Genomic DNA, 23,505 nt, shown 5'->3' with positions numbered 1-23,505 from the left:
TCGTGCCGACCGGCGCGCTGACCAACATTGGCCTGTTCGCACGCCGTTACCCGGAGCTCGTCTCCCGCGTCGCGGGCGTGACGCTGATGGGCGGCGGACACCACACCGGCAACATGACCCCGTCCGCGGAGTTCAACATCCTCGCTGACCCGGAGGCCGCCGCGATCGTCTTCGACGCGGAGTGGCCGGTCACGATGGTTGGTTTGGACGTCACCCACAAGGTGCTCGCGGTTCCGTCCCGCATGGAGCAGCTCAAGGCCGTGGGCACGGACGTCGCGCAGTTCATCGCGGAGCTCGTGGAGTTCTTCGGGGGCGCGTACATGAAGGAGCGCCGTTACCCGGGGCCGCCGATGCACGACCCGCTGGCCGTTGCGGCGGTGGCTGATCCGGAGGTGCTGCGCACCGTGGCAGCCCCGGTTGTCGTGGAGACCAAGGGTGAGTACACCCGCGGCATGACCGTAGTTGACCTGCGGCGCACCTGGGGCGCGCAGGATCAGACGGCTGAGCAGCCGGGCGATCCTTCCGCTTTGTGCCTGACGGATGATTACGCCTGCGCGGGCATGGATACCTACGGCGAGCACGTGGAGCCGGTGCGGCACCGCGTCGGCGTGGACGTGGACGTGGATCACTTCTGGGACCTGCTGGTTGATGCGCTGACCCGCATCGGGGACACGGGCTTCCGCGGCTAGGCCCGCTCGGCTAGGGCAGGGGAGCGGGGCGGGCCCCTCCCTTTTCCCGTTTTGCAGAGTTTGAGGTCGATTTTGGGCGGGTTTCCGACATCAAACTCTGCAAAACGCACAAGAATCGCACAAGAAGCGCGTACGCGGGGCGAGCCAGCGCGGGCGTGCAGCCAACATCACAGGAAAAAGTGTGGACTAGCACGAATCGCCCGCTTATCCTGCATATATGAACGCAACTACGCCCCGCTCAGGCGGGCCGAACAACCCCGCCGCCGCGGCCCCGGTCATCGACCCGGTGGATTCGCGCAAGGGCGGCCTGCCACTGCTCATGTTCGTGCTCATCACCGCGGCGGTGGCATTCCAGCTCAACGCCTCGATGCTCTCCCCGGTGCTGCGCACGATGGCCACGGAGCTCAACACCGACGAATCCGCGGTGGGGCTGACCCAGACCGCCTTCTTCACCGGTGGCGCGATGTGTGGCCTGTTCCTCCCACGCCTCTCGGACATCGTGGGACGCCGCCGCATCCTCGTCATCATGCTGGCCGTGATGTCCCTGGGTGGCCTGCTCGCCGCCCTCGCGCCGAACATCGGCGTCCTGATGGTCGCCCGCGCGCTGCAGGGCATTTCGGGCCCGACCATCCCGATGACGCTGATCATCCTGCGCAGCCAGGTCAAGGACGAGGTTCGCCTCGGCACGTTGATGGGCCTGATCGCCGCGATCAACGGTGGTGTTGCGGGTATCGACGTACTGCTCTCCGGCTGGATGGCTGAGCACTGGGGCTTCCGCTCCGTGTTCTGGCTGATCTTCGCCGTCGGCGCGGTCGCCACCATCGTGGTCGCAATGTTCGCGCCGGAGTCCAAGCCTTCCGATAACGTCCGCATGGACTGGATCGGCGCGACCGTCCTGGTCGTCTCCGTGCTGTCCATCACACTGGCCGCGAACGAGGCCGGCAAGGGTGCCGCCGCGGATTGGTTCTACGTCATCGGCCTGGTGGCGGCTGGTCTGATCGTGTTCGCCATCTTCTGGCGCTGGGAGACCCGCCAGGAGAACACCGCTGGTGCGGCCCCGCTGGTCGCGCCGAAGTACCTGCGCCGCCGCGAGACCTGGGGTCTGCTGCTGACCACCGTCCTGACGATGACGGGCGTGTTCGCGGCCGTCAACGGTGTGGCACCGTCCCTGGCGCAGAACGCGGAGGCTGGTTTCGGCATGCGGGCGACGATGGCGTCCCTGCTGCTCCTGACCCCGTACGCACTGGTCGGTTGGGCGGTGGGCCCGTTCGCTGGTCGCCTGGCGCCGAAGGTGGGTTATGCGAACCTGCTGCGCCTGTCCAATATAGCGTCCATGCTGCTGCTGTTCCTGCTGGCGTTCGTGGGTACGCGCTCGAAGATCGTGCTGATCGTGGGCGTGATCCTGCTGGGCGTGACCTATGCGGGTATCGGCAATATCGTGCTGAACAACCTGGGTGTGGTGAACTCGCCGCAGGATAACCAGGGCTTCCTGCCGGGCATGAACTCCGCGGCCTTCAACCTGGGTGCGGGTATTTCCTTCGCGGTGCTGCCGGTGTTCCAGGTGGTGGGTTCCCCAGAGGGCTCGGATTCCGCCGCGGGCTACACCACGGCCTTCCTGGTGGGTGGCATCATCCTGGGTCTGGCTGCACTGACCAGCCTGTTCATCCCGAAGAGGACCACGGCAGAGCAAGAAGCCGCAGCGAAGGAAACCGCCACGGCTTAAGCACCCGAAAGGGTTAACGGGGAGCGGGGGAGAGCGCGGGGGCGCTCGCAGCGGGGGGCGTGGGGGCCTCCCGGGCGGGAGGGCTCATTTCCTACTTCACCCGGCCCCGGGGTTTGTGCTCCTTGGGCCGGCACACCATTTCCCCCTCCGGGGCCCGCCCCCACGGGCCAGCGCCCTACTTCTCGCGCTCGTCCAGCGCCTTCTGCGCGTAGGACTCCAGCGAGGTCCCCAGCAGCCCGAACTTCGCGAGCTTCACCGGCGCGGGCTGCTCCGCGAAGTAAGCCTGCAGCATCTTGCTGAACTTCTCGTACTTCTTCTCCGTGTACGGGTACCAGTTCGCCTCCAGGCCAGCGCCCTGGGAACCGTCCTTGTCCACGATGACGGACTTCGGGTTGCACCACGCGCGCAGTCCCTCGGCTCCCTTGTGACGGCCCATGCCGGAATCGCCCACGCCACCAAACGGCAGCGCCGGGGTGGCTTCGGTGGCCATGACGTTGTTGATGGACACCCCGCCGATGCGCAGCGCCCCGGCCACCCGGCGCGCCCGGTCCATGTCCGCGCTCCACACGGAGCCGGTCAGCCCGAACGGCGTGTCATTCGCCCGGTCGATGACCTCTCGCTCGGAGCTGAAGCTCAGCACCGGGATCACCGGCCCGAAGGTCTCCTCCGTGACGACCAGCGCGTCCTCCGGCACGTCGACCAGCAGGATCGGCGGGATCAGCGCGGAACGCCCGTCCCAATCCTGGCCGGTCAGCTGGCGGGCACCGCGGGACAGCGCGTCTTGAACCTGCTCGTTGACCCGCTCGATCTGGAAGTCGACGGTCATGCGGCCCAGGTCGTTGTTGCGCGCATCCGTGTCCGCCTGCGTGAGCAGCCGGGCCTGCCGCACCAGCTCCGCGACGAACTCCTCCTTGATGCTCTCGTGGACGTAGAGCCGCTCCACGGAAGTACAGGACTGGCCCGTCGCGGTCAGACCGCCGAACAGTGCGCCCGCGGCGGTGCGGCGGATGTCGACGTCCTCGAAAACGATCATGGGGTCCTTGCCACCGAGCTCGAGCTCGACGGGAATGAGCATGTCGGAGCACTGCTTCATGATCTTCCGGCCGGTCGCGCACGAGCCGGTGAACATCACGAGGTCGGGGTGCTGGTCGATGACCTGCGCGCCCACGGCACCGTCGCCGTAGACCACCTGCACCCAGTTCGGGGCGATGGCGGCTTCCTCCATGAGGGACTCGATCAGCCCGGCCAGCGGGGTGTGCTCGGAGGGCTTGTAGACGACCGCGTTGCCGGCGGCCAGTGCGGCGACGATCGGCACGATCGCCTGGAAGAAGGGGTAGTTCCACGGCGCGATGACGAAGGCCACGCCGAGCGGTTCGTACCAGATCTCGGACTTCTTACCCATCATCGTCAGCGGGGTCTCGACCTTCTGCGGGGCCAGGACCTTCGCCGCATTCTTTTCGTGCCAGCTGATGACGTCCAGCGCGCCGAACATTTCGGACATCAGGATGTCGCTGCGGGACTTGCCCGTTTCCTCCCAGACGCAGTCGACGATCTCCTCGGTGCGGTTAACGATCACCCCGCGCAGGAGGCGGAGGTGTTCGAGCCTTTCCTCGACGCTGAGGGCGCCGATGGATTTCTGTGCGTCGCGTGCCCTGTCGACGACGCCCTCGACCTGGGCGTATTCGGATTCTGGGATCTGTGTTGCCATGGTGGGTGCTCCTTGTGGTTTCTGAGCGCGGGTTAGTCGCGTGGGTTCTGCGCGTCGGCGGCGGCGAGGGCGGCCTCGTAGGCCTCCTGGTTGATGGTGGTCTCGTAGCCGATGGCCTGGTGGATGTTCGGCAGCTGGTTGGGGTTGCTGCCCCGGGCGATCAGTGGGGAGTCGGTGAGCTCTTCACCCAGGCGCACCCCGAGGTTGGAGTAGTAGAGGCTGTGGACGACACCCTTGATACCAAGGTTGGCCATGCGCATCAGCCCGGCGAGCGGCTCGGGGAACTTGGCATTCGCGTTGGCCATCGCGACGATTAGGCGGACCAGGGGCGCGGGCGCGTAGGCGCAGACGGTGGCGAGGGCGAGGAAGGCGGTGCGGTCGTCGTCGTACATGTAGGAGAGCATGCGGTCGATGCCGGCCGCGCATCCGGACTCGGAGAAGGACGGCAGCGCCCCGCCGCCGGAGGTCAGGGAACCGGACGCTGACTTGCGGGCGGGGACGCCGGGGATGACGACGTCGCCCAGGCGCAGCAGGCCCTTCATCTGCGTGGCGGTGAGCAGCTCGGTGGAGCGGGGGTTGAGGTTCTTGCTGGTCATGTCTGCTTTCTTCCTTCCTTAGCTCGCGGCGATGATCTGGTCGGCGGCCTTGAGGGACAGGGCGGCGATGGTGAGTGCGGGGTTGATGCCCGGCGCGTTGGGGAAGATCGAGGAGTCCGCGGCGAGGATGCGCTGGCTGCCGTAGAGGGTGAACTCGGGGGAGACCACGCCCTGCTTCGCGCTCGCACCCATTCCGAGCCCGCCCATGAGGTGCAGGCCGATGCCGAACTGTCCGTGGAGGATCTCCTCCGCGCCGGTGACGTTGAAGATATTGCGGATGGCGGCCATGCCGGCGTCGCGGCGGCGGGCGTCCTCCCGGTTGAGCTTCTTCTTGACCACCGGGTTGCCCTTACGGTTGATGGTGATCTCGCCGGGGTTGGTGTCGCGGACGCAGACCTCGATGCAGCCCAGGCGCGGGAAGTCCTGCATGATCTCCGCGTGGCGGGCCCCGAAGCCGGGCAGCAGGAGGGCGATATTGCCGGGGCCTGCGAAGACATTCTCCAGCTTGAAGCCCTGGCGGCGGAAGCTCGGGTCGTCGGACTTGTAGTTCTGCAGCGGGCCGGCGAAGGCGCGGACGTCCTCGGCGTAGCGGCCCAGGTTCATGTACTGGGGGTGGGTGAAGAAGTTCTTGCCCAGGCCCGGCAGCTGCTTGCCGTAGCCGCTGCGCAGCAGCAGGGCGGTGTTGCCAATCGCCCCGGAGGCCAGGACGACGCGCCGGGCGGTGAAGGTGCGCTCCACGTGGGGTTCGAAGTAGGTCGGCTTGCCGAAGCCGCGGCGGCCCTTCGGGGTGCTGTCCGCGGGGACGCGGGTGGTGACGGTGACGCGGTCGGGGTGCTCGGTGATCGTCCGTGCTTCGGCGCAGTCGATGAGGTGGAAGCCGTGCTTTTCCGCTGCTGGCAGGGCGGTGATGGCGGTGGACTGCTTGGAGTCGATGCCGCAGCCGCTGAGGCATTCCACGCAGCAGTTGCCGTCCTCGAAGCGGCAGTCGGCCTCGCCGCGGCGCAGTGGGGCGTAGCGGTAGCCGTTGGCGTCGAAGCCCTCGGCGAAGTTCTTGGCGTTGCCGTTGCGCCACTGTTCGGGAACGTTCTTGAGGATCATGTTTCCCTCGGCCCGATCGTAGTAGGGGGCGAGGTGGTCCTCGTTGAGCCAGGAGACGCCGGACTGGTCGCGCCAGGAGGAGAAGGCGACGTCGTCGAAGCGGTCCATGAGGGCCTGGTTGACGATGGAGCCGCCGCCGACGGCTTTGGGGCGGAGCAGGCCGAGGCCGGCGTCGGTGGTCAGTTCCACGCCGCCGCCCCAGAAGAGCTGGGAGCTGGAGTCGATCTCGGTGCGTGGGTAGGTGTGGCGGTCGTAGCGCTTGCCGGCTTCCAGGCCGAGGACGGTGAGCCCTGCGGCGGCGAGTTCGCGGGCGATGTTCAGCCCGGAGGTGCCGGCGCCGATGATGATGACGTCGTAGGTTTCTTGCGCCGCGGCGGTCGGGCCGATCTTTTCGGCGCTCGCGGTGCCTGCGGTCGAGCTGCCTGCGGTCGGGTTCTGTGGTGCGCGGGCAGCTGCCGCGCCGGTGCTGTGGTCCCCTCGGTTATTCGTCATGTTCGTTAGTTAACCCGACGAAACCCTTTGTGTATTCCATATTTGTGAAAAAGCTTTAAAGCTGCCCGCGGGGTGCAATTCTCCCCTTCGCTGACGTGTCTGTGACGCAGGCTACAATGCCAAGAATGAGCGCCGATAACCCCACCCCGAAGAAGCAGACGGTCCTGCAGAAGATCCTGGGCTACCGCCCGGACTTTTTGATTGTGTTGATAGTGCTTGCGGTGGTCGCGGCGGTGATCGTTCCGCTGCGGGGGCAGGGCGCGGAGATCGGCAACTGGGTGGTGACCATCGCCATCGCCTTCCTCTTCTTCCTCTACGGTGCGCGCCTGCACCCGCGGGAGGCGCTGGAGGGCCTGATGCACTGGCGGCTGCACCTGCTGATCGTGGCCTTCACCTTCGCGATTTTCCCGCTGGTTGGTGTTGTGCTGCGGCCGCTGTCCGGGCTGATCGGTCAGGAGATGTACCTGGGCATCTTGTTCATGACGTTGGTGCCCTCCACGGTGCAGTCCTCGGTGGCGTTCACGTCGATCGCCCGGGGTAATGTGGCCGCCTCCATTGTCGCGGCGAGTGCGTCTAGCTTGCTGGGTGTGGTGTTGACGCCGCTGCTGGTGCTGTTGTTGATGTCCAACGCGGAGGGTGGTTTCCATATCGACGCCAGCACCTTCTACAAGATCGGTCTGCAGCTGTTCTTGCCCTTCGTGGTGGGGCAGCTGCTGCGGCCGTGGGTGAAGGATTTCGCGGCGTCGAAGGCGACGAAGAAGGTTGACCAGATCTCCATCGGGCTGGTGGTGTACGTGTCCTTCTCCGAGGGGATCGTGGACGGGATCTGGTCGACGATCAGCTGGGTCAGCGTGGTTGGCCTGGTGCTGGGCTCGGTGGTGCTGGTGTACCTGATGCTCTCGGCCTCCTCGCTCGCGGCCCGGAAGCTGGGCTTTAACTATGAGGACCAGGTGGCGATCCAGTTCGCGGGTACGAAGAAGTCGCTGGCCTCGGGCCTGCCGATGGCTGCGGTGATGTTCGGCGGGGGCGGGCTGGGGATGATGATCCTGCCGCTGATGATCTTCCACCAGGTGCAGCTGATTATTTGTTCCTTCCGGGCCTCCAGCTATGCCGCGAAGTATGAGGAGGCCCCGGAGCGCGCCACGACCTGGTAGCGCCGGGCTGGTGGGGGAGCGACCCTAGCTGCGCTTGAAGTAGCCGATGCGGGGCCGGAAGCCCTGCGGGTGTTTCAGCTGCGCGACGGCGTCCGCGATGATCAGCCGAAAACGGGGCTTCATCGGGGGCAGTTGGGCCACAGAGAACCAGCCAACGTCGGTGGATTCTTCGTCGCCGACGATGGGTTCGGCGAGTGAATCGTAGTCGGGGAGTGTGGGGTCGAGGGGGTTGGCGTCCTTATCGGTGAGGACGCACCGCATTGCGGTATCCATGTATGAGGTCTGGTCCCCGTTGGGGTAGGTGACCTGGTCGGTGGCGCCGACGCCGAGGAGGGCGGCGACGGTGACGTACAGGCCGGTTTCCTCTTTGACTTCGCGGATGGCGGCGACGTGGGGTTCCTCGCCGGGGTCGACGATGCCGCAAACGGGCGTCCATTCACCGTTGTCGGCGCGCTTGACGAGCAGGACTTTCGGGACTTCCCAGAGTGGGGCTTCGGGCGGGACTTCCTTGAGGACGATCGCGGTGATGCCGGGAAGCCAGAGCGGGTCGTTGCCGATTTTTTCGCGCAGGTTGAGGATGAACTCGGGGGTTGCCATGCCTGCAGTGTAGCTGGGTGAGCGGCGGGATTGGGCGCTTAAAATGACACATGGCAGCAGATCAGCTTGGGCGGAAATTTATAACGCGCTGAACCCGGAGGAGCATAGTTGTTCTCATCCGGCCTGAAACTAGATCGTTTTCGCAGCTAGAGCTGACACTAACCTTCGCTAGCCCCGCTGCGCGTCCCACCAGGCCCGCAGCTCCGCGATCGCCTCCTCCCGGCCCAGCGGCCCCCGATCCAGGCGCAGCTCCTTCAAAAACGCCCACGCCTGACCCACCTCCGGGCCCGGCTTCAGACCCAAGATCTCCATGATCTCGTTGCCATCCAGGTCCGGGCGCACCGCGGCGAGGTCCTCCTTCTCCTTGAGTTCCTCAATGCGGCGCTCGAGGTCGTCGTAATTACGGCGCAGGCGCGCCCCCTTGCGCTTATTACGGGTCGTGCAATCCGCCCGCACCAGCATGTGCAGCTTCGGCAGCAGATCACCCGCATCCGTCACATAGCGCCGCACCGCGGAATCCGTCCACGCGCTATCCCCATAGCCATAGAAACGCATGTGCAGGAACACCAGTTGGGAAATATCCTTCACCAGCTGCTTAGAGAACTTCAGCTGCCGCAGGCGGCGGCGCACCAGCTTCGCACCCACCACCTCGTGCTGGTGGAAGGTCACCTGACCCGAGTCCGTGAACGCGCGGGTATCCGGCTTTCCGCAATCGTGCAGCAGGGCGGCCCAGCGCAGCTCCAGGTCCGGCTCCACGCCGTAATTCTGCTCCTGCACCAGCGCATTGCGCAGCACCGTCAGGGAGTGCCAGTACACATCCTTGTGCTGCTTGTGCTCATCCTGGGTCATCCGCAGACGCGGCAGCTCAGGCAAAACAAAGTCCGCCAGGCCGGCCTCCACCATCAGGTCCAGGCCCTCCCACGGGGTCGTGCCGAGCAGCAGCTTATTCAGCTCCACAGCAACCCGCTCCACCGTGATCCGCTGGATCTGATCCGCCATCGCCGCCATCGCCTCCGCCACCCGGGGAGCGACCGCAAACCCCAGCTGAGAAACAAAACGGCAGGCCCGCAGCATGCGCAACGGATCGTCCCGGAAACTCACCTCCGGGCTATCCGGGGTATCCAGCACCCCGGCAGCCACATCAGCCAACCCGCCCAACGGGTCGCAGAACTCGTGCTCCCCGTCTGCGGAAAGCTTCAACGCCATCGCATTCGCCCGGAAATCCCGGCGCACCAGATCGCCCTCCAGGGTGTCGCCGAAGGTGACCTCCGGGTTGCGGGACTGGCCGTCATACTGATCCGCCCGGAAGGTGGTGATCTCCACCTCCAGGCCACCAACCAGCGCAGACACCGTGCCGAACTCGATACCCGTATCCCACACGGTCTCGGCCATCGGCTCCAGGATTCCCATCACCACATCCGGGCGGGCATCCGTGGTGAAATCCAGGTCGTGGCTGAGGCGTGCCAGCATCGCGTCGCGCACCGAGCCACCCACCAGGTAGAGCTCGTGACCTGCTTCCTCGAAGGCCTGGGCCAGCCGGCGCAGCGTGGCGTCATTGCGGCGCAGGGACTGCCACGCGGCCCCCAGCATCGCCGCCTCCTTGGCCTGCGTGCCCCCGGTTGCCTCGACAGCGCCCGGCCCAGCAACATCGGCCGCCGTCACACCGGAATCAGCCGCAGCACCATCCGACGCAGCGCCAGCCGTCGCGCCATCTGCAGTCTCATTCGCCCTCGTAGTCACGCGCAATACCTTACTCCATGGCCCCACACCCCAACACGGCACCGGTCACCTGCCCAGCGCCCACCACCGGCACGCCCAACAGCCGCCGACGGTTCCCCCAAGCCCCAGGCGAGCAGCTACTATGAACAGAATGAACACGAACGACAGCGCCACCACGAGCAGCGGTTCGCCCCGCAGCACGCGCCACCGTTCGCAGCAGGACGAACAGCCACAGCGCGAGAACCAGCGCCGCCCAAAAAACACCAAGAACGCGAAAAACAACCGCAAGGGTAAAGGCCGCGGCAACCAGCAGGGCCAGCAGGGCGAGAACAACCGCAGCAGCAACCGCAACAACCGCTCCGGGGCCAACCGCAACAACCCGAAGCGAACCGGCAGCCGTCGTACCAAACAGGGCAAGCAGAACCGCACCCACCTGGAGCACTCCGACCTGCCACTCTCGGTGGAAACCTCCGCGGGCGGGCTCGTCCTCACCGGTCTGGCCGAAGCCGTGCGCCCCAACGGCAGCGTGGACATGTCCAAGATCTACGCCGCCCTCATCGGCCGCGTCGACCGCCGCGGACGCCTCCTGTGGTCCATGCCCAAAGGCCACGTCGAAGAACACGAATCCCACCACAGCACCGCTGAACGCGAAGTGTGGGAGGAAACCGGGATCGCCGGGACCGTCATCGACGAACTCGGCACCATCGACTACTGGTTCGTCTCCGAAGGCACCCGCATCCACAAGACCGTCCACCACCACCTGCTGCGCTACGTGGACGGCGAGTTCAACGACGAAGACCCCGAGGTCACCGAAGTCACCTGGGTTCCCGTGAACCACCTGGTCGAACGCCTCGCCTACGCCGACGAGCGCCGCCTGGCCCGCCGCGCCCTCGACACGTTGCCGAACCACGCCCGCGCGGAAGCGGAAGCAGGCCGCGCCACCCCGCGTTAGGAGGGCTGCATGGCTGCCAGAATCCGCCCCGCCACCGCCCTCGCGCTCGGCTCCCTCCTCTGCGCCGGGTGGGTCACCGCCGTGCCCGACCCGTTCGTAGGCTCTGCGCTGCCCGCCGCAAGCGCCATGCCCGCAGCAAATGCACAGCCCGCCGCGGACGCCCAAACCCCCGATCAGACCACCTTCCACCAGGCGGAGGCCACGGACTGGGCCAACCCGAATGCCCGCTCCACCGACCCGAACCGTGGCATTAACCTGCAGGTTCGCAACATCAGCCCGCGCTTCCTCAGTGCCGAGGACACCGATCCGCAGACCTACACCCTGCGCATCCGCAACACCAGCCCCGGCACCATCCGCGGGCTAACGCTGAGCCTGAAAACCGCCCCCGCCGCCGGCAGCCCCGCCCAAGTCCGCACCTCGCTGCTCTCCAACAGCGGCGAGTACCCGCACAACTCCCCGGCACGCCCACTGCAGCGCAGCAACGGCGACGAGGTCTCCCTGCGGCCGGGCGAGTCCGTCGACGTGAACGTCCGCCTCTTCCGCGACCCTTCCTTTCAGGACGACGGCACCACCCCAACGCCCGAGAACCCCACCGGCGAAACGGCCGGCCCAGCTGGGTCCTTGGCGCCGATGAGCTTCGGGCTGCCGAACTCCGCGCAGTCCGGCACCTACCCGCTGATGTTCGCCCTCGGCGGCACGCCCGGGGCCGCTGGCGGCGCCGGTGATGGGGGAGAGGCCGGGGGACACGCAGCACCGGGGGCGGAACTGCTCGCGGTGACCCGCGCGACGGCCGTCGTCACCCCGGAAGAGAAGAAGGAAGAAGAGGACGCGGACTCGGACCCGAATGCTGACACGGGAGAGGACGCGACGGGCAACGCCCAGGCCCCGGCAGGGGAGGGGAGCAGTACATCCGGCACCCCGCTGACCTTCCTGTGGCCCATCGGTGGCGAAACACACGCCACGCCCGGCGCGGTCGGGGACGCCCCCGAGCCCGCCGAGCTCTACCTCAGAGAGGACTCCCTCGGTGAGCAACTGAAGGAAGGCGGCCGACTGCGCACCCTCCTGGACAGCTACCGCACCGCCCTGGAGAGCCCGCAGGGGACCAAGATCCGCGAGGCCAGCTGCCTGGCGATCGACCCCGACCTGCTGCAGACCGTGGAACGCATGGCCGGCGGCTACCGCGTGGGCGGGAGCGCCCCGAAGCCCGTCGAAGAGCGCAAACGGCTCCGCGACTCCTGGGGAGACATCTTCAACACCAAGGATCGCTCCGAACCCGGCGCGCAGGATAAGGCCGCCGCGGCCTGGCTCGGCGACCTGCGGGAGACCGCCAAGGAGAGCTGCACCGTCGCGCTGCCCTACGGCGGGGCGGACATCAACACCACCGCCCAGGCCACCGGGCCCACCAACCCGGAGAACGCGGCCGGGCAGGCGAATGGCACCGCAACCAGCGGAGATGCGGCCGGTGCTGCCGGAGCGGACACCGGCGCCACGGGCACTGGGGGGGCGGGCGATGGGGCCACGGCAGGCTCCGACGCAGGCAACGCCACCGGCGGATCGGACGCATCCACCAGCGCGGCCTGGCTCAGCATGCACGCCCTCGGCCGGGGTGCCGCCACCATCCACGAGATCCTCGGCACCACCCCGGTGGCCAATATTGCAATCCCCAGCAGCGGCTACCTCACGCCCGAGGCGCTGCCGTACCTCGCCGCCGCGAAGATGGAACCCAACCCGGTGGGGGCCGACCTCTCCCGCCGCTTCGAAAACACCCTCAAGGGCCAGGCGATCCTGCCCCCCCTGGACCCCAAGGCACCGGTCACCGCGCTCGTCGCGAACAACACCGTGCTCACCCAGCAGCCCGCCCAGGCCCCCGAGGCCGCGGGGGAGGAGACAGGGGATGCCCAGGACCCCGCGACCCAGCAGGCTGACCAGCAGTGGAACGAGCGCCTGCTGAAGCTCAACGATGCCGGCAGCCTCCGCGCGCTGCGCTACTCCGGCGACCTCGGCACCGTCCTGGCCGCCACCGGCGCCCGCCCGGACACCACGGGCTACTCCAACCCCCAGTCCCGCTTCGACGCCAACGCGGACTCCGAGGCCACCCGCATGTCCAGCGCCCTGGCTGTGCTCCAGCAGGAACTCGCCAGCCCCGAGCCGATCCTTGCCGTCCCGCCGGGCCAGTGGGAGGTCAACGGGCAGGACGCCACCGCACTGCTGGGGTACATCGAGCAGGCCTTCGCCACCGGGCACGCGACCCCAGCCTCCCTGGCCGATGCGCTGCGCTCCCGCGGCCTGAAGAATTCCGAGCTGGCGCTCGGCGAGGTCACCCAGCCCTTCGCCGACCCCGGGAAACCCACCGAGGAACTCGCCCCGCAGCTGGCCACCCTGGCCGACCGGATTCGCAGCCTCACCCTGATGATGTCCAACTCCCGGCAGATCGCCCTGACCCGCGAGCAGTTCACCCGCCCCATCCTCGCCGATCTCGCCCGCGCCACCAGCAACTACGGCACCCGCAACCTCGCGGAGCAGGAGGAGGCCAGCCAGCGCGCCGCCGACCGGGTCGCCGGTGCGGCAGAGACCGCGGACACCCTGCGCAACTCGGTGACCCTGCTGCCGCCCGGCAACGTCTTCACCCGAACCTCCGAGGCCGCACCGCTGATCGTCGCCGCCCAAAACGGCCTACCGCTGCCCGTGCCAGCGAAGATCCGCTACCGCGACACCCTCGACGAGTACGCCGGGCACCCGGCCGAAATTCTGGAATCCGACGCGCAGATGATCCCGGCGCGTGGCTCCCTCACCGTGTCGATCGACCTCGGTGCTGCGGATAGGCGCAGCGACCTCGACCTGTGGCTCGCTAGCCCCAACGACAAGCGAATCAGTGACTCCGTGCAGGTCAGCGTGCACTCCAGCCCCAATATCCCGCTGGATAAGATGATCCTCCTGCTCACCATCATCGCGGGCGCGGGCATCGGCGGGAAGCTCCTCCTGGACCGCAAGCGTCGCGGCAGCCGTCGCCGCTAGGCCCGCCGCAAGAACGCAGCCGCGCACCCCGATTGGCGCCCCGCCGAGCAACCCACCGCAGCTAACGGCCAAGAAGAAGCCAGCGATAAGCCAGGCGCGCCACGCCCTCACACACCGTGTAAAACCCATCACAGGCAGCGAAAACCCGCCGATCGAGCGCGTTTCTAGTTAGGAAACGCACCCAATGTCGGCGAAGATGGATTCTGTGACTACCCCAGACGTTCCCGAGGATTCCGCTGACAGCGCAGGCCACGGCAGCACGCCACCTCCCAAGCCACCCGCAGGGCAGCGCGGCCGCTTCATCGAAGCACGCCCGCCCGCGCTGGCCCCGCAGGCGCGCGAAGAAGCCGACGCACCGGAGACAACGGACGACTACTCCTCTCTGAGCGTCGCCCCCTCCCAGCACGGCCAGGAACCCGAAGACACCACGCCCGAGGCCCCAGCCGCCCCGGCCGTGGACTTCCGCCGGCCCGCCTCGGAGATCCACCTGGCCAATGAGCGCCAGGCCTATGACCAATACGAGTTCGGCCTCGCCGGGGAACTCGGCCGCTCCGCCGACCCGGGGGCTGACCCCGCGGGCCGCCAATACCGCGCGAGCTCACAACCGGACCGCACACCCGCCCGAGCCCTCGCTGGCACTGGGGTCGGAACCGGCGCCGCAACGGGTGCACGCAGCGCCGCCGGAGCAGGCGCAAGCACCGTAACCGCTCACGCAGGCGCCGCATCCAACGCCACCCCAACCGGGACGGCAGGCACGACAGGGGCGGCGGGCAGCGCCCCCGCAGCCACCGCAACCGACGGCGGCAGCAGTGACGTCCCACCGGAGGAAGAAACCCCAACGGACCGCACCGCCGCTGCCGCGGCGGAACAGGACAAGCAAAACGAGCAACCCTCGGACGCCGACGTCGTCCGCACCGGCGGCTCCATGGCCATCGCGACCCTCCTGTCGCGCATCACCGGCTTCCTGCGCACCGTCCTCATCGGCTCCGCGCTGGGCGCCGCCGTCGCCTCCGCATTCAACACCGCGAACACGCTGCCGAACCTCATCACGGAGCTCGTCCTCGGCGCGGTGCTGACCTCCCTGGTCGTCCCGGTGCTCGTCCGAGCCGAGAAGGAAGACCCCGACCGCGGCGAAGCCTTCATCCGAAGACTTCTGACGATGACGTTCAGCATCACCGTCATCATCACCCTCCTCGCCGTCGGTGCCGCCCCCTGGCTGATCAGACTCACGCTCGACCAAGACGGCCAGGTCAACGTGCAAATGGCGACAATGTTCGCCTACCTGGTGCTCCCGCAGATCTTCTTCTACGCCATGTTCGCCGTGTTCATGGCCGTGCTGAACACCAAGGGAGTATTCAAACCCGGCGCGTGGGCGCCCGTGGTCAACAACCTCGTGACCATTACCGTCCTCGGCGGCTACCTGCTGCTGCCCGAAGACACGAAGCTCCAGCCCACCGACCACGTCACCATCAGCGACCCGCACGTGCTGCTGCTGGGACTCGGCACCACCCTCGGCGTGGTCTTCCAGGCGCTGATCATGGTGCCCTACCTCCGCAAGGCGGGCATCAACCTGCGGCCGCTGTGGGGCGTGGACGAGCGCCTGCGGAACTTCGCCAGCATGGGCGTGGCCATCGTGCTGTACGTGGCGATCTCCCAGGTCGGTTGGGCCGTCAATAACCAGATCGCCTCCAGCGCATCCGGAGACGCCCCGACGATCTACATGAACGCCTGGCAGCTGCTGCAGATGCCCTACGGCGTCATCGGCGTGACCCTGCTGACCGCCGTCATGCCGCGACTGTCCCGCAACGCCGCCGACGGCGACGATAAGGCCGTGGTCCGCGACCTCACCGTCGCCACCCGACTGACCATGTTCGCGATGATCCCCATCATCGTGTTCATGACCGCATTCGGCGGGATCATCGGACCGGCACTGTTCGCCTACCGCTCCTTCTCCATGGAGACCGCGAGCGTGCTGGGTTGGACCGTCTCCTTCTCCGCCTTCACGCTCATCCCGTACTCCCTGGTGCTGCTGCACCTGCGCGTGTTCTACGCCCGCGAGGAGGTCTGGACCCCGACCTTCATCATCGCCGGCATCACGATCACCAAGATCGCCCTGGTCTCCATCGCACCGTTCGTCGCCACCGAGCCGCGCCTCGTGGTGGTGCTGCTGGGTGCCGCCAACGGCTTCGGCTTCGTCACCGGCGCGATCATCGGTGTGCTGCTGCTGCGCCGCTCCCTGGGCAACCTCAACTCCCGCGAGGTCATGCACACCAGCCTCTGGGCTTTCGGCGCCTCGCTCGTCGGTGCGCTCGTCGCCTGGCTGGTGGACTTGGTGCTCACCAACACGATCATCACCCCCGGCCAGAACCCGGGCTTTTTGATCCGTCTGATTATCACCGGCTCGGTCTTCCTCATCGCCACCGGCGTGGTCATGGCGCGCTCCAAGCTGCCCGAGGTGCTCACCGTCGGCTCCGCGCTCTCCCGCGTCCCTGGTATCGGCCGTTTCTTTTCCGGACGTCAAGCCGGGGAGGAACTGGGCTCCGCCGCAGAGCGCATGGTTCCCACCCCGCTGGGCCCCGCAGAGGCCGCCCGCGAGGCCGCCGTGGCCAACTCCCTGCTGCCGCCCCTGCCGCCGCTGTCCGCGGGACGTGTGCGCGGGCCACGCCTGGTGCCCGGCGCGCCGATCCTGGACGGACGCTACCGCCTGCTCGCCGACCACGGAGGCTCCACCGCCGCCCGGTTCTGGCAGGCCCAGCGCACCGCCACCGGCGAGCTGGTTGGGCTCACCATCCTCGACCCGCTGGCAGCGGTGCGCCAGGGCAAGCGCCCCGGCGAGTACGTGCCGAACCAGTCCCGACTGGTGATGCAGGTCAAGCAAGAAATGTCGCGCAAGTCCCGCGTCATGATGGAGGCCCGGGAGGCCGCCCTGGCGCGCGCCGGTGAGGGCTCCGAGGGCGAGGCGAACCCGCTGGCCGGGCTCGCGCAGATCCACCAGGTCATCGACAGCCCCGGCAGCGTGGTCGTGGTCTCCGACTGGACCGACGGCTCCGCGCTCTCCGCGGTGGCGGAGTCCAGCCCGGACCCGCTGGCCGTCGGATTCGCCGTCGCCGACCTCGCCGAGGCCGCCGCGGAAATGCACGACCACGGCCTGGCACTAGGCGTGGACCACCGCGACCGCATCCGCATCAGCACCGCCGGGGGTGCTGTCCTCGCCTTCCCGGGCTTCCTGCCGAATAACTCCTCCGCGCAGGACATGCAGGGCATCGCGAGTGTCCTCGAGCTCCTGCTGGCCAATGTGCCGGTCTCGGAGATCCCGAAGGAACTGCTCGCCGAGTCGCTGGCCGCCAGCAACCTCGACGCCGAGCAGCGCGACGCCGTCATCAGCGGCGGGGCGGCCAACCCGGTCACCGGGCACGCCGAAGCCACCGACGCGGACGAAGACGATGACGCAGACCGCGACGAGGACGACGTCCCACCGAACCCGGCGGACCGCGACCCCCGCGAGCTGGCGACCAGGCTGCGCTACCTCACCTCCGGGGAGCTGGCCGTCAACCCGGACGAGGCGCCGACCCCGCAGGTCCAGAAGACCGGCTTCGGTGTGCGCCAGGCGCGACTGCAGCACGTCGCCATCATCGGCGGCATCGCTATCGGCTCCGCCCTGCTGATCGCCACGCTCGTCGCCAGCCTGCTCAGCGTTGTGGGTGGCGGACGGCAGGATTCGCCGCTATCCACGGACTCCATCCGCTCCGGCGCCGAGGGCATCATCAACCGCGAGCCGACGATCGTGCCGATCCGCAACATCCGCGAATGGATGCCCACCGGCGCGAAGGGCACCCTCGACGCGCCGGAGGACGTCCAGCTCGTCACCGACGGGCGTGCGGCGACGAAGTGGGAGTCCGACTCCTACCTCAGCCCACTGGGGCGCACCCCGGAGGCGACGAAGGAAGGCATCGGCCTGCTCGTGGACCTGCCGACCGGCACCCGCATCCACGCGCTGCAGCTGGAGGGCCTGGCGCCCGGCATGAAGGTCGAGCTGCGCCGCGTCGACGAGGCCACCGCGCCGACCGACCCCGCGGCACCGAGCGGGGCGGCCATCCCGAACGAGGCGGGCGCCAAGGCCTCCGCCCAGCCGAGTGCTTCGGAGGAGCCGACTGCCTTGGAGGCCGCGCCGGAGGGTGAGGCGACGGCCACCGCGACGTCCGCAACGACCAGCGGAAACCAGTCCGCCAACCTGCGTAAGGTCCCGCTCTCCCTGGACGAGACCACCTCGCTGGGTACCGTGACTGCCACCGAGTCCACGATGAACGTGGAGTTCCACGGCGATGATGGGCAGGACGTCCTCGTGGGCCGCGGTGCGAACCAGAAGCTGCTGAAGACCATGGCGGAGGCCCGGGCCAAGGAGGCGGCGAAGGCCGGCGGCGCTGATGAGGCTTCGGAGGGGGCCGAGTCCGAGGAGAAGCGTGCCGAGAACGCCGAGAAGAAGGAACAGGGCACCAAGCCGATGAAGCAGCTGCTGATCTGGATCACCCAGCTGCCGGAGGCCGACGGCCGCGCCACCCTCGGCGAACTGCGCGTCATGGGCACCTGGCAGGGCCAGAACCGCGTGGACGAGACCAGCACCGCGCCGAGCAGCCCGGCACGGGGGAGCGGTCGTGACAATGCTGCGAAGGGAGTAGGCAGCCCCGCGGAGCCCGTAGCGGCCAGCCGGTAACCGCTGAGTGGGGAGGCCGGCGCATGCTCCCCACGCGAGGAGCCTGGCGTGGGGAGCATGCGCCACCGGCTGCCACCGGCTATCCACAGCGCGGGCCCCTGACCCGCCGAGTTATCCACAGCTTTGAGCGCCCCGGCGCCATCGACATCACGATGGCCGGGGCGCTCATTAGTGTCTAAGCCACGATCCATGCTCACCATGGGAAAGGGGAGGGGCCATGACGGCACCAGTCACAGAAGCACAGCACATCAGCACGCCGGAGAGGGCGCGGGGCAGCGCGGGGGGCGCGGCACCGCAGAGCGAACACCGCACTGACCGGGAGCTGCTCGCCGAGCACATCGCCGGCGACCCACTCGCACTCCACACACTGCTCGCCCGCCACGAGGTCCGCATGCACTGGGCAGAACGCGCCGCGGGCGTCCCAGAAAGCGAACTCGCGGACGTCCACCAGGAGGCCGTCCTGAAAATCCACCGCTGCGCGGGCACCTTCCGCAACCGCTCCAGCGTCGTGACCTGGATGGTGACCATCGCACACCGCACCGCGCTGAACTTCGTGACCGCCCAGCACCGCCGCGGGCACCGCCACCGCGAGGACATCAGCGACTGCGAACGCGACCTGCCCAGCACTCCCGCCGCACCGAACCAGGAGCTCAGCGTGGACCTGCACAACGCGCTGGCCAGCATCCCGATCCTGTTTCGGCAGACCGTCGTGCTGCGCGGGATGCTCGGCTACTCCATCTCCGAGATCTCCACGATGCTCGACGTCGCGCCCGGCACCGTGAAGTCCCGCTACTCGCGGGGGCGCCGCCTGCTGCAGGACAATCTCGTGCTCGCCGACTATGCCGAGCACCCCTGAGCTGGGAATATATCCCGTGTCTGGTGGGTTAGATAAAGTGCGTTAAGAAAGCGAAACCCACATCAAAGAACACGAGCGAGGTCACATGTCTCAGCCCTTCCTGCAGGCCAACGTCGGAATCGGCGTGAACAAGGCGGGCGACGCCGCGGACGCGGCCACCCCAGCCGATGCTCCCGATACCTCCGCCAGCTCCGGCGGCACCCACGACCCTGCGGAGAAGATCCACAACGTGATCATCGTGGGCTCCGGGCCAGCCGGCTACACCGCCGCGATCTACGCCGCCCGCGCCGAGCTCGAGCCGATCGTCTTCGAGGGAATGGACTTCGGCGGCCTGCTGATGCAGACCACCGAGGTGGAGAACTTCCCGGGCTTCGCCAAGGGCATCCAGGGCCCAGAGCTGATGGACGAGATGCGCAACCAGGCGGAGCGTTTCGGCGCTGACCTGCGCATGGAGGACGTCGAGAAGATGGACCTGACCGGCGAGATTAAGAAGGTCTGGGCCGACGGCGAGGAGTACCAGGCACGCGCCGTCATCCTCGCCACCGGCGCGGCACCGCGCTACCTGAACATCCCGGGCGAGCAGGAGATGATCGGCCGCGGCGTGTCCGCCTGCGCCACCTGCGACGGCTTCTTCTTCAAGGACCGAAAGATCGCCGTAGTCGGCGGCGGCGACTCCGCGATGGAAGAGGCGGACTTCCTCACCAAGTTCGGCGAGACCGTGACCCTCATCCACCGCCGCGACGAGTTCCGCGCCTCCAAGATCATGCAGGAGCGCGCCCGCCAGAACCCGAAGATCGAGTTCCTCATGAACTCCAAGGTCACCGCCGTCCACGGCGAGAGCGCAGTGACCACCCTGACCGTCGAGGACACCGTCACCGGCGAAAGCCAGGAGATGGAGTTCGACGCCCTCTTCGTCGCCATCGGCCACGACCCGCGCGTCAGCGTCTTCGAGGGCCAGGTGGAGCTGAAGGAGGACGGCTACGTCAAGGTCGACGAGCCCAGCACCGCCACCAGCCTGCCCGGCGTGTTCGCCGCCGGTGACCTCGTGGACTCCCAGTACCAGCAGGCCATCACCGCAGCTGGCAGCGGCTGCCGCGCGGCCCTGGATGCGGAGCACTACCTCGCCGCGCTGCCTGCCAACGAGGTGTAAAACTCCACGCCACAGCGCGCTGCTGGCCTCCCGAGCTTTTCCGGGATTCACGGTATCCTAGGACAAGGAAAAGTCGGTGGACCACCCACCCCTAGGACCACCCAACCCCGGAAAGGCAAGGCCCGCATGTCGAACATCATCACGGTCACGCAGCAGACGTTTAAGTCCACCGTTGTCGAGTCCGACCTGCCGGTGCTCGTGGACTTCTGGGCCCAGTGGTGCCAGCCCTGCCTGCGCATGAACCCCACCCTCGAGGAACTTGCCGAGGAGATGGACGGTCGCGCCGTCGTCGCGAAGGTCAACGTCGACGAAGAGCGCGCGCTCGCAGCGATGTTCCAGGTGATGTCCATCCCAGCCCTCATGGTCTTTAAGGACGGCAAAAAGGTCGCGGAATTCACCGGCCTGCAGCCGAAGGGCACCCTCGTCGAGAAGCTGGAATCCCTCGCCTAGACCGCGAGAAACCCTGGACCACCAGCAACTGTTCGGAAAGTAGGACGCAGCGAGCCGTGACGGATAAACAACACGCCGAGAACCGCAGCCCCCGCGTGGGCCAGCAGAATGTGCTGCTCACCGTGGGCGATAAGAGCCCCCGGGTCGCGGAGGTGCGCAGCGCACTCGCCCGGCTCGGCATGCTCTCCGGCTACGGCGCCGAGCTCACCGCCTCCAATAACGAGCAATGGTCCGAGGAAGAAGAGTTCTTCGACGCCGTCCTGGCAACCACCCTGCGGGCCTTCCAGCAGCAGCGCGGCATCATCGCCGACGGCGTGATCAACGAGACCACCCTGCGCGCCCTGCGCGAGGCCTCCTACAAGCTCGGCAACCGGGTGCTGAGCCTGCAGGACCCACAGTACGTCGGCGACGACGTCTCCGAACTCCAGTCCCAGCTCTATGACCTGGGCTTTTACACCGGGCGCGTGGACGGGCACTTCGGCCCGGACACCCACCAGGCAGTCACGCAGTACCAGTTCGAGTACGGGCTGAACTCCGATGGCATGGTCGGCCCGGAAACCCTCCGCGCGCTGTCCTACCTCGGCCGCCGCATCACCGGCGGCTCCCCGAACTCCATCCGCGAGAAGGAGATGATCCGCGCCGCGGGGCCGCAGCTCTCCGGCAAGCGCGTAGTCATCGACCCGGGCTGCGGCGGCGACGACCAGGGCACCGCCGTGAAGGGACCCTACGGAACGATCACCGAGCAGGAGATCCTCTGGGACCTCGCCAACCGCCTGGAGGGGCGCATGATCTCCGCGGGCATGGAGACGATTCTCTCCCGCAGCCGGACCGCAAACCCCAGCGATACCGAGCGCGCGGATCTGGCTAATGCCTTCGGCGCGGATCTGGTGATCTCCCTGCGCACGGATAGCTACCCGAACGAGCGCGCAAACGGCGTAGCCAGCTTCTACTTCGGCTCCGAGAACGGCTCGAGGTCCATGGTGGGCGAGAAGCTCTCCGGCTACATCCAGCGCGAGATCGCCGCTCGCACCGATCTGCTGAACTGCCGCACCCACGCCCGCACGTGGGACCTCCTGCGGCTGACGAAGATGCCGACCGTGCAGGTCGTCCCCGGTTATCTGACGAACCCGGAGGACGCGGCGGCGCTGACCTCGCCAGAGGTACGCGACATCATCGCGGAGGCCATCGTCGTCTCCGTGAAGCGCCTGTACCTGATGGACCAGGACAGCCACCGCACCGGCCAGTTCAGCTTCACGGAGCTGCTGCGCATCGAGCAGCAGTAGGTGAGCGCTGGAGCAAGGGCAGCGGGGGAGCGCACACGGAACAAGAAGAAGGCCGGGCATGGTGCCCGGCCTTTAGTGTTGTGCTGACGGCATCTAGCGTTGTGCTGACGGTTCTGAGCGCAACGCGGGAGTCAGGGGAGCTGCGAAGGCGCCCCACTAGCGCGATGAACGGAGCGCCTGAGGCCGCGCCAGAGTTTCTTTAGAAGGCCTCGCCCTCGTGGTCCAGGAAGAGGTTATACGCGCCGGAGACCTCGCGGCGGTAGCGCGGGTAGAGCTCGTGATCGTCCACGCGCTCGAACTCGGCCTCCTCAACCACGTCCATAGAGAGCATCGGGGCCACGCTGAGGGCGTCCTTCAGCAGGTTGCCCGTGCGCAGGGCCTCCGGTGTCTGCCAGCCACGGTATGCCTCTGGCACGTAGCTGGGGGCGTTCTCGATCCGCAGGCTGGGGTCCAGGCTGGAACGGGAGCTCGCCGCACTCGACGGGGAGGGGAAGGACGGGGTCCCGCTGTACTCCAGGCCCGCATCCTGGGCCACGCCTCGGGATTCCTGCTCCTGCTTCCGCAGAAGCTCGTCGAGGGCGTCCTCGTCGCGGGCGAAGACCTCCACAGCACTGAACCCGCGGCGGCCGGCCTCCACGAGAACCGTCTCGATCAGGCGGTGCTCCAGGTAGAGGCCCATGAAGGCGTCCTCGACGTATACATCGCTCAGCAGGAGCGCGTCGGAGGATACGGAGGAGGGGAGGCCCTCCACGCCCGGCAGGAAGCGCGCTGGGGCGAAGAATACGGTCGCAGCGGGCTGCAGCTTGCGGCCGGGCACGCCCGTCCCCACAAAGGCCGTGAAGCCACAGGTGCCCCAGCTCATCAGCGTGCGCTGGATCCACAGCTGCTTGTCGAAGGCCGGATCCTCGGTATGGGTCGGCCCATACAGCGGGTCCCACGGCAGCGCCCAGAACGTGCTGAGTGCGGCGTCTTCCGTGATTTGCTCCGCGTTATCAAAGCTCAGAGCGCGGATTTCAACCTCCACGGTCTCTCCCTCCCTAATGAGCTTAAGCCGGTCGGCTCAACTATCGCGTGATGATGTGTCTGTACGGGCCAAGCAACGCCGCAAAGCTCGTGGGCTCGGACCGCGTGGGCCGGGTGTTGCTTCTGGGGCCTATTTTAGGACGGCCGTTGGCCCCGTGAGGGAATTTAGAAAATCGGCCCGAAAAACTTGGATTGTTTCACGTGAAACAATTTCGTGCACCGCAGGGCGGATTGCGACGCTGATTGCCGTGCCGGAGCACCGGCAAGGCGGGCTACGTCGGGCCCGCCC

16 protein-coding genes are annotated in these 23,505 nt (G+C 67.6%); 10 read left to right on the top strand and 6 right to left on the bottom strand.

The genetic code is table 11. The annotated features are described in order from the left end of the window. Both Q1V78_RS04755 and Q1V78_RS04750 read left to right on the top strand, forming a co-directional pair. The coding region (locus Q1V78_RS04755; RefSeq protein ID WP_300612194.1) for a nucleoside hydrolase at positions 1-689 on the top strand (689 nt) is incomplete at its 5' end. Positions 690-906: 217 nt separating this feature from the next. Next, on the top strand, positions 907-2,412 hold the full coding sequence (locus Q1V78_RS04750) for an MFS transporter (protein ID WP_300612192.1): 1,506 nt from the start codon (positions 907-909) through the stop codon (positions 2,410-2,412). A 175-nt stretch (positions 2,413-2,587) separates the two neighbouring features. On the opposite strand, the gene Q1V78_RS04745 is transcribed toward Q1V78_RS04750, so the two are convergent. Genes Q1V78_RS04745 through Q1V78_RS04735 form a run of 3 tightly spaced genes read right to left on the bottom strand, consistent with a single transcriptional unit; the run spans position 2,588 to position 6,306 of the window. Continuing rightward, on the bottom strand, positions 2,588-4,120 hold the full coding sequence (locus Q1V78_RS04745) for an aldehyde dehydrogenase family protein (RefSeq protein WP_300612190.1): 1,533 nt from the start codon (positions 4,118-4,120) through the stop codon (positions 2,588-2,590). A gap of 32 nt (positions 4,121-4,152) precedes the next feature. Beyond that, positions 4,153-4,716 carry a hypothetical protein gene (locus Q1V78_RS04740; RefSeq protein ID WP_300612188.1) on the bottom strand — a complete coding sequence of 188 codons (564 nt, stop codon included), beginning with the start codon at positions 4,714-4,716 and terminating at the stop codon, positions 4,153-4,155. An 18-nt stretch (positions 4,717-4,734) separates the two neighbouring features. Continuing rightward, positions 4,735-6,306 (bottom strand): GMC family oxidoreductase N-terminal domain-containing protein, encoded by a 1,572-nt coding sequence (locus Q1V78_RS04735; RefSeq protein ID WP_300612187.1) that lies wholly within the window; start codon positions 6,304-6,306, stop codon positions 4,735-4,737. Positions 6,307-6,422: 116 nt separating this feature from the next. Between Q1V78_RS04735 and Q1V78_RS04730 the strand changes: the two genes are divergently transcribed. Then, a complete protein-coding gene (locus tag Q1V78_RS04730) occupies positions 6,423-7,460 on the top strand; it encodes a bile acid:sodium symporter family protein (RefSeq protein ID WP_300612185.1) in 1,038 nt (345 codons plus the stop codon). Between the two features lie 24 nt (positions 7,461-7,484). On the opposite strand, the gene Q1V78_RS04725 is transcribed toward Q1V78_RS04730, so the two are convergent. Together Q1V78_RS04725 and Q1V78_RS04720 are read right to left on the bottom strand one after the other, a co-directional pair. Further along, a complete protein-coding gene (locus tag Q1V78_RS04725; protein WP_300612183.1) occupies positions 7,485-8,057 on the bottom strand; it encodes an NUDIX domain-containing protein in 573 nt (190 codons plus the stop codon). 168 nt (positions 8,058-8,225) lie between these two features. Then, positions 8,226-9,647, bottom strand: coding sequence for a CCA tRNA nucleotidyltransferase (locus Q1V78_RS04720; protein WP_300612198.1), 1,422 nt, complete (start codon positions 9,645-9,647; stop codon positions 8,226-8,228). 280 nt (positions 9,648-9,927) lie between these two features. On the opposite strand from Q1V78_RS04720, the gene Q1V78_RS04715 reads away from it, so the two are divergent. The 7 genes from Q1V78_RS04715 (at position 9,928) to Q1V78_RS04685 (ending at position 22,193) form a co-directional block, all read left to right on the top strand. Further along, the gene (locus tag Q1V78_RS04715) at positions 9,928-10,728 is read left to right on the top strand and encodes an NUDIX hydrolase (RefSeq protein WP_300612181.1); all 801 of its coding nucleotides are present in this window, start codon (positions 9,928-9,930) and stop codon (positions 10,726-10,728) included. Positions 10,729-10,737: 9 nt separating this feature from the next. Continuing rightward, positions 10,738-13,743, top strand: coding sequence for a hypothetical protein (locus tag Q1V78_RS04710; protein ID WP_300612179.1), 3,006 nt, complete (start codon positions 10,738-10,740; stop codon positions 13,741-13,743). A gap of 196 nt (positions 13,744-13,939) precedes the next feature. After that, positions 13,940-18,454, top strand: coding sequence for a murein biosynthesis integral membrane protein MurJ (locus tag Q1V78_RS04705; protein ID WP_300612196.1), 4,515 nt, complete (start codon positions 13,940-13,942; stop codon positions 18,452-18,454). A gap of 217 nt (positions 18,455-18,671) precedes the next feature. Continuing rightward, on the top strand, positions 18,672-19,310 hold the full coding sequence (locus Q1V78_RS04700) for a sigma-70 family RNA polymerase sigma factor (protein ID WP_300612177.1): 639 nt from the start codon (positions 18,672-18,674) through the stop codon (positions 19,308-19,310). A gap of 85 nt (positions 19,311-19,395) precedes the next feature. Then, complete coding sequence (gene trxB / locus Q1V78_RS04695) at positions 19,396-20,460, top strand: thioredoxin-disulfide reductase (RefSeq protein WP_300612175.1); 1,065 nt, start codon at positions 19,396-19,398, stop codon at positions 20,458-20,460. Positions 20,461-20,586: 126 nt separating this feature from the next. After that, entirely contained in the window at positions 20,587-20,910 is a 324-nt protein-coding gene (trxA, locus tag Q1V78_RS04690) for a thioredoxin (RefSeq protein ID WP_148811419.1), read from the top strand. Between the two features lie 56 nt (positions 20,911-20,966). Beyond that, entirely contained in the window at positions 20,967-22,193 is a 1,227-nt protein-coding gene (locus tag Q1V78_RS04685; protein WP_300612171.1) for an N-acetylmuramoyl-L-alanine amidase, read from the top strand. 199 nt (positions 22,194-22,392) lie between these two features. Here the strand turns inward: Q1V78_RS04685 and Q1V78_RS04680 are convergent, their stop codons facing one another. After that, positions 22,393-23,217, bottom strand: coding sequence for a hypothetical protein (locus Q1V78_RS04680; protein ID WP_300612169.1), 825 nt, complete (start codon positions 23,215-23,217; stop codon positions 22,393-22,395). Positions 23,218-23,505 lie beyond the last annotated feature (288 nt).

It is taken from the genome of Corynebacterium sp., assembly GCF_030152825.1.
Classification (GTDB): Bacteria; Actinomycetota; Actinomycetes; order Mycobacteriales; family Mycobacteriaceae; genus Corynebacterium.
This window is presented reverse-complemented; position numbering and strand designations above follow the sequence as displayed.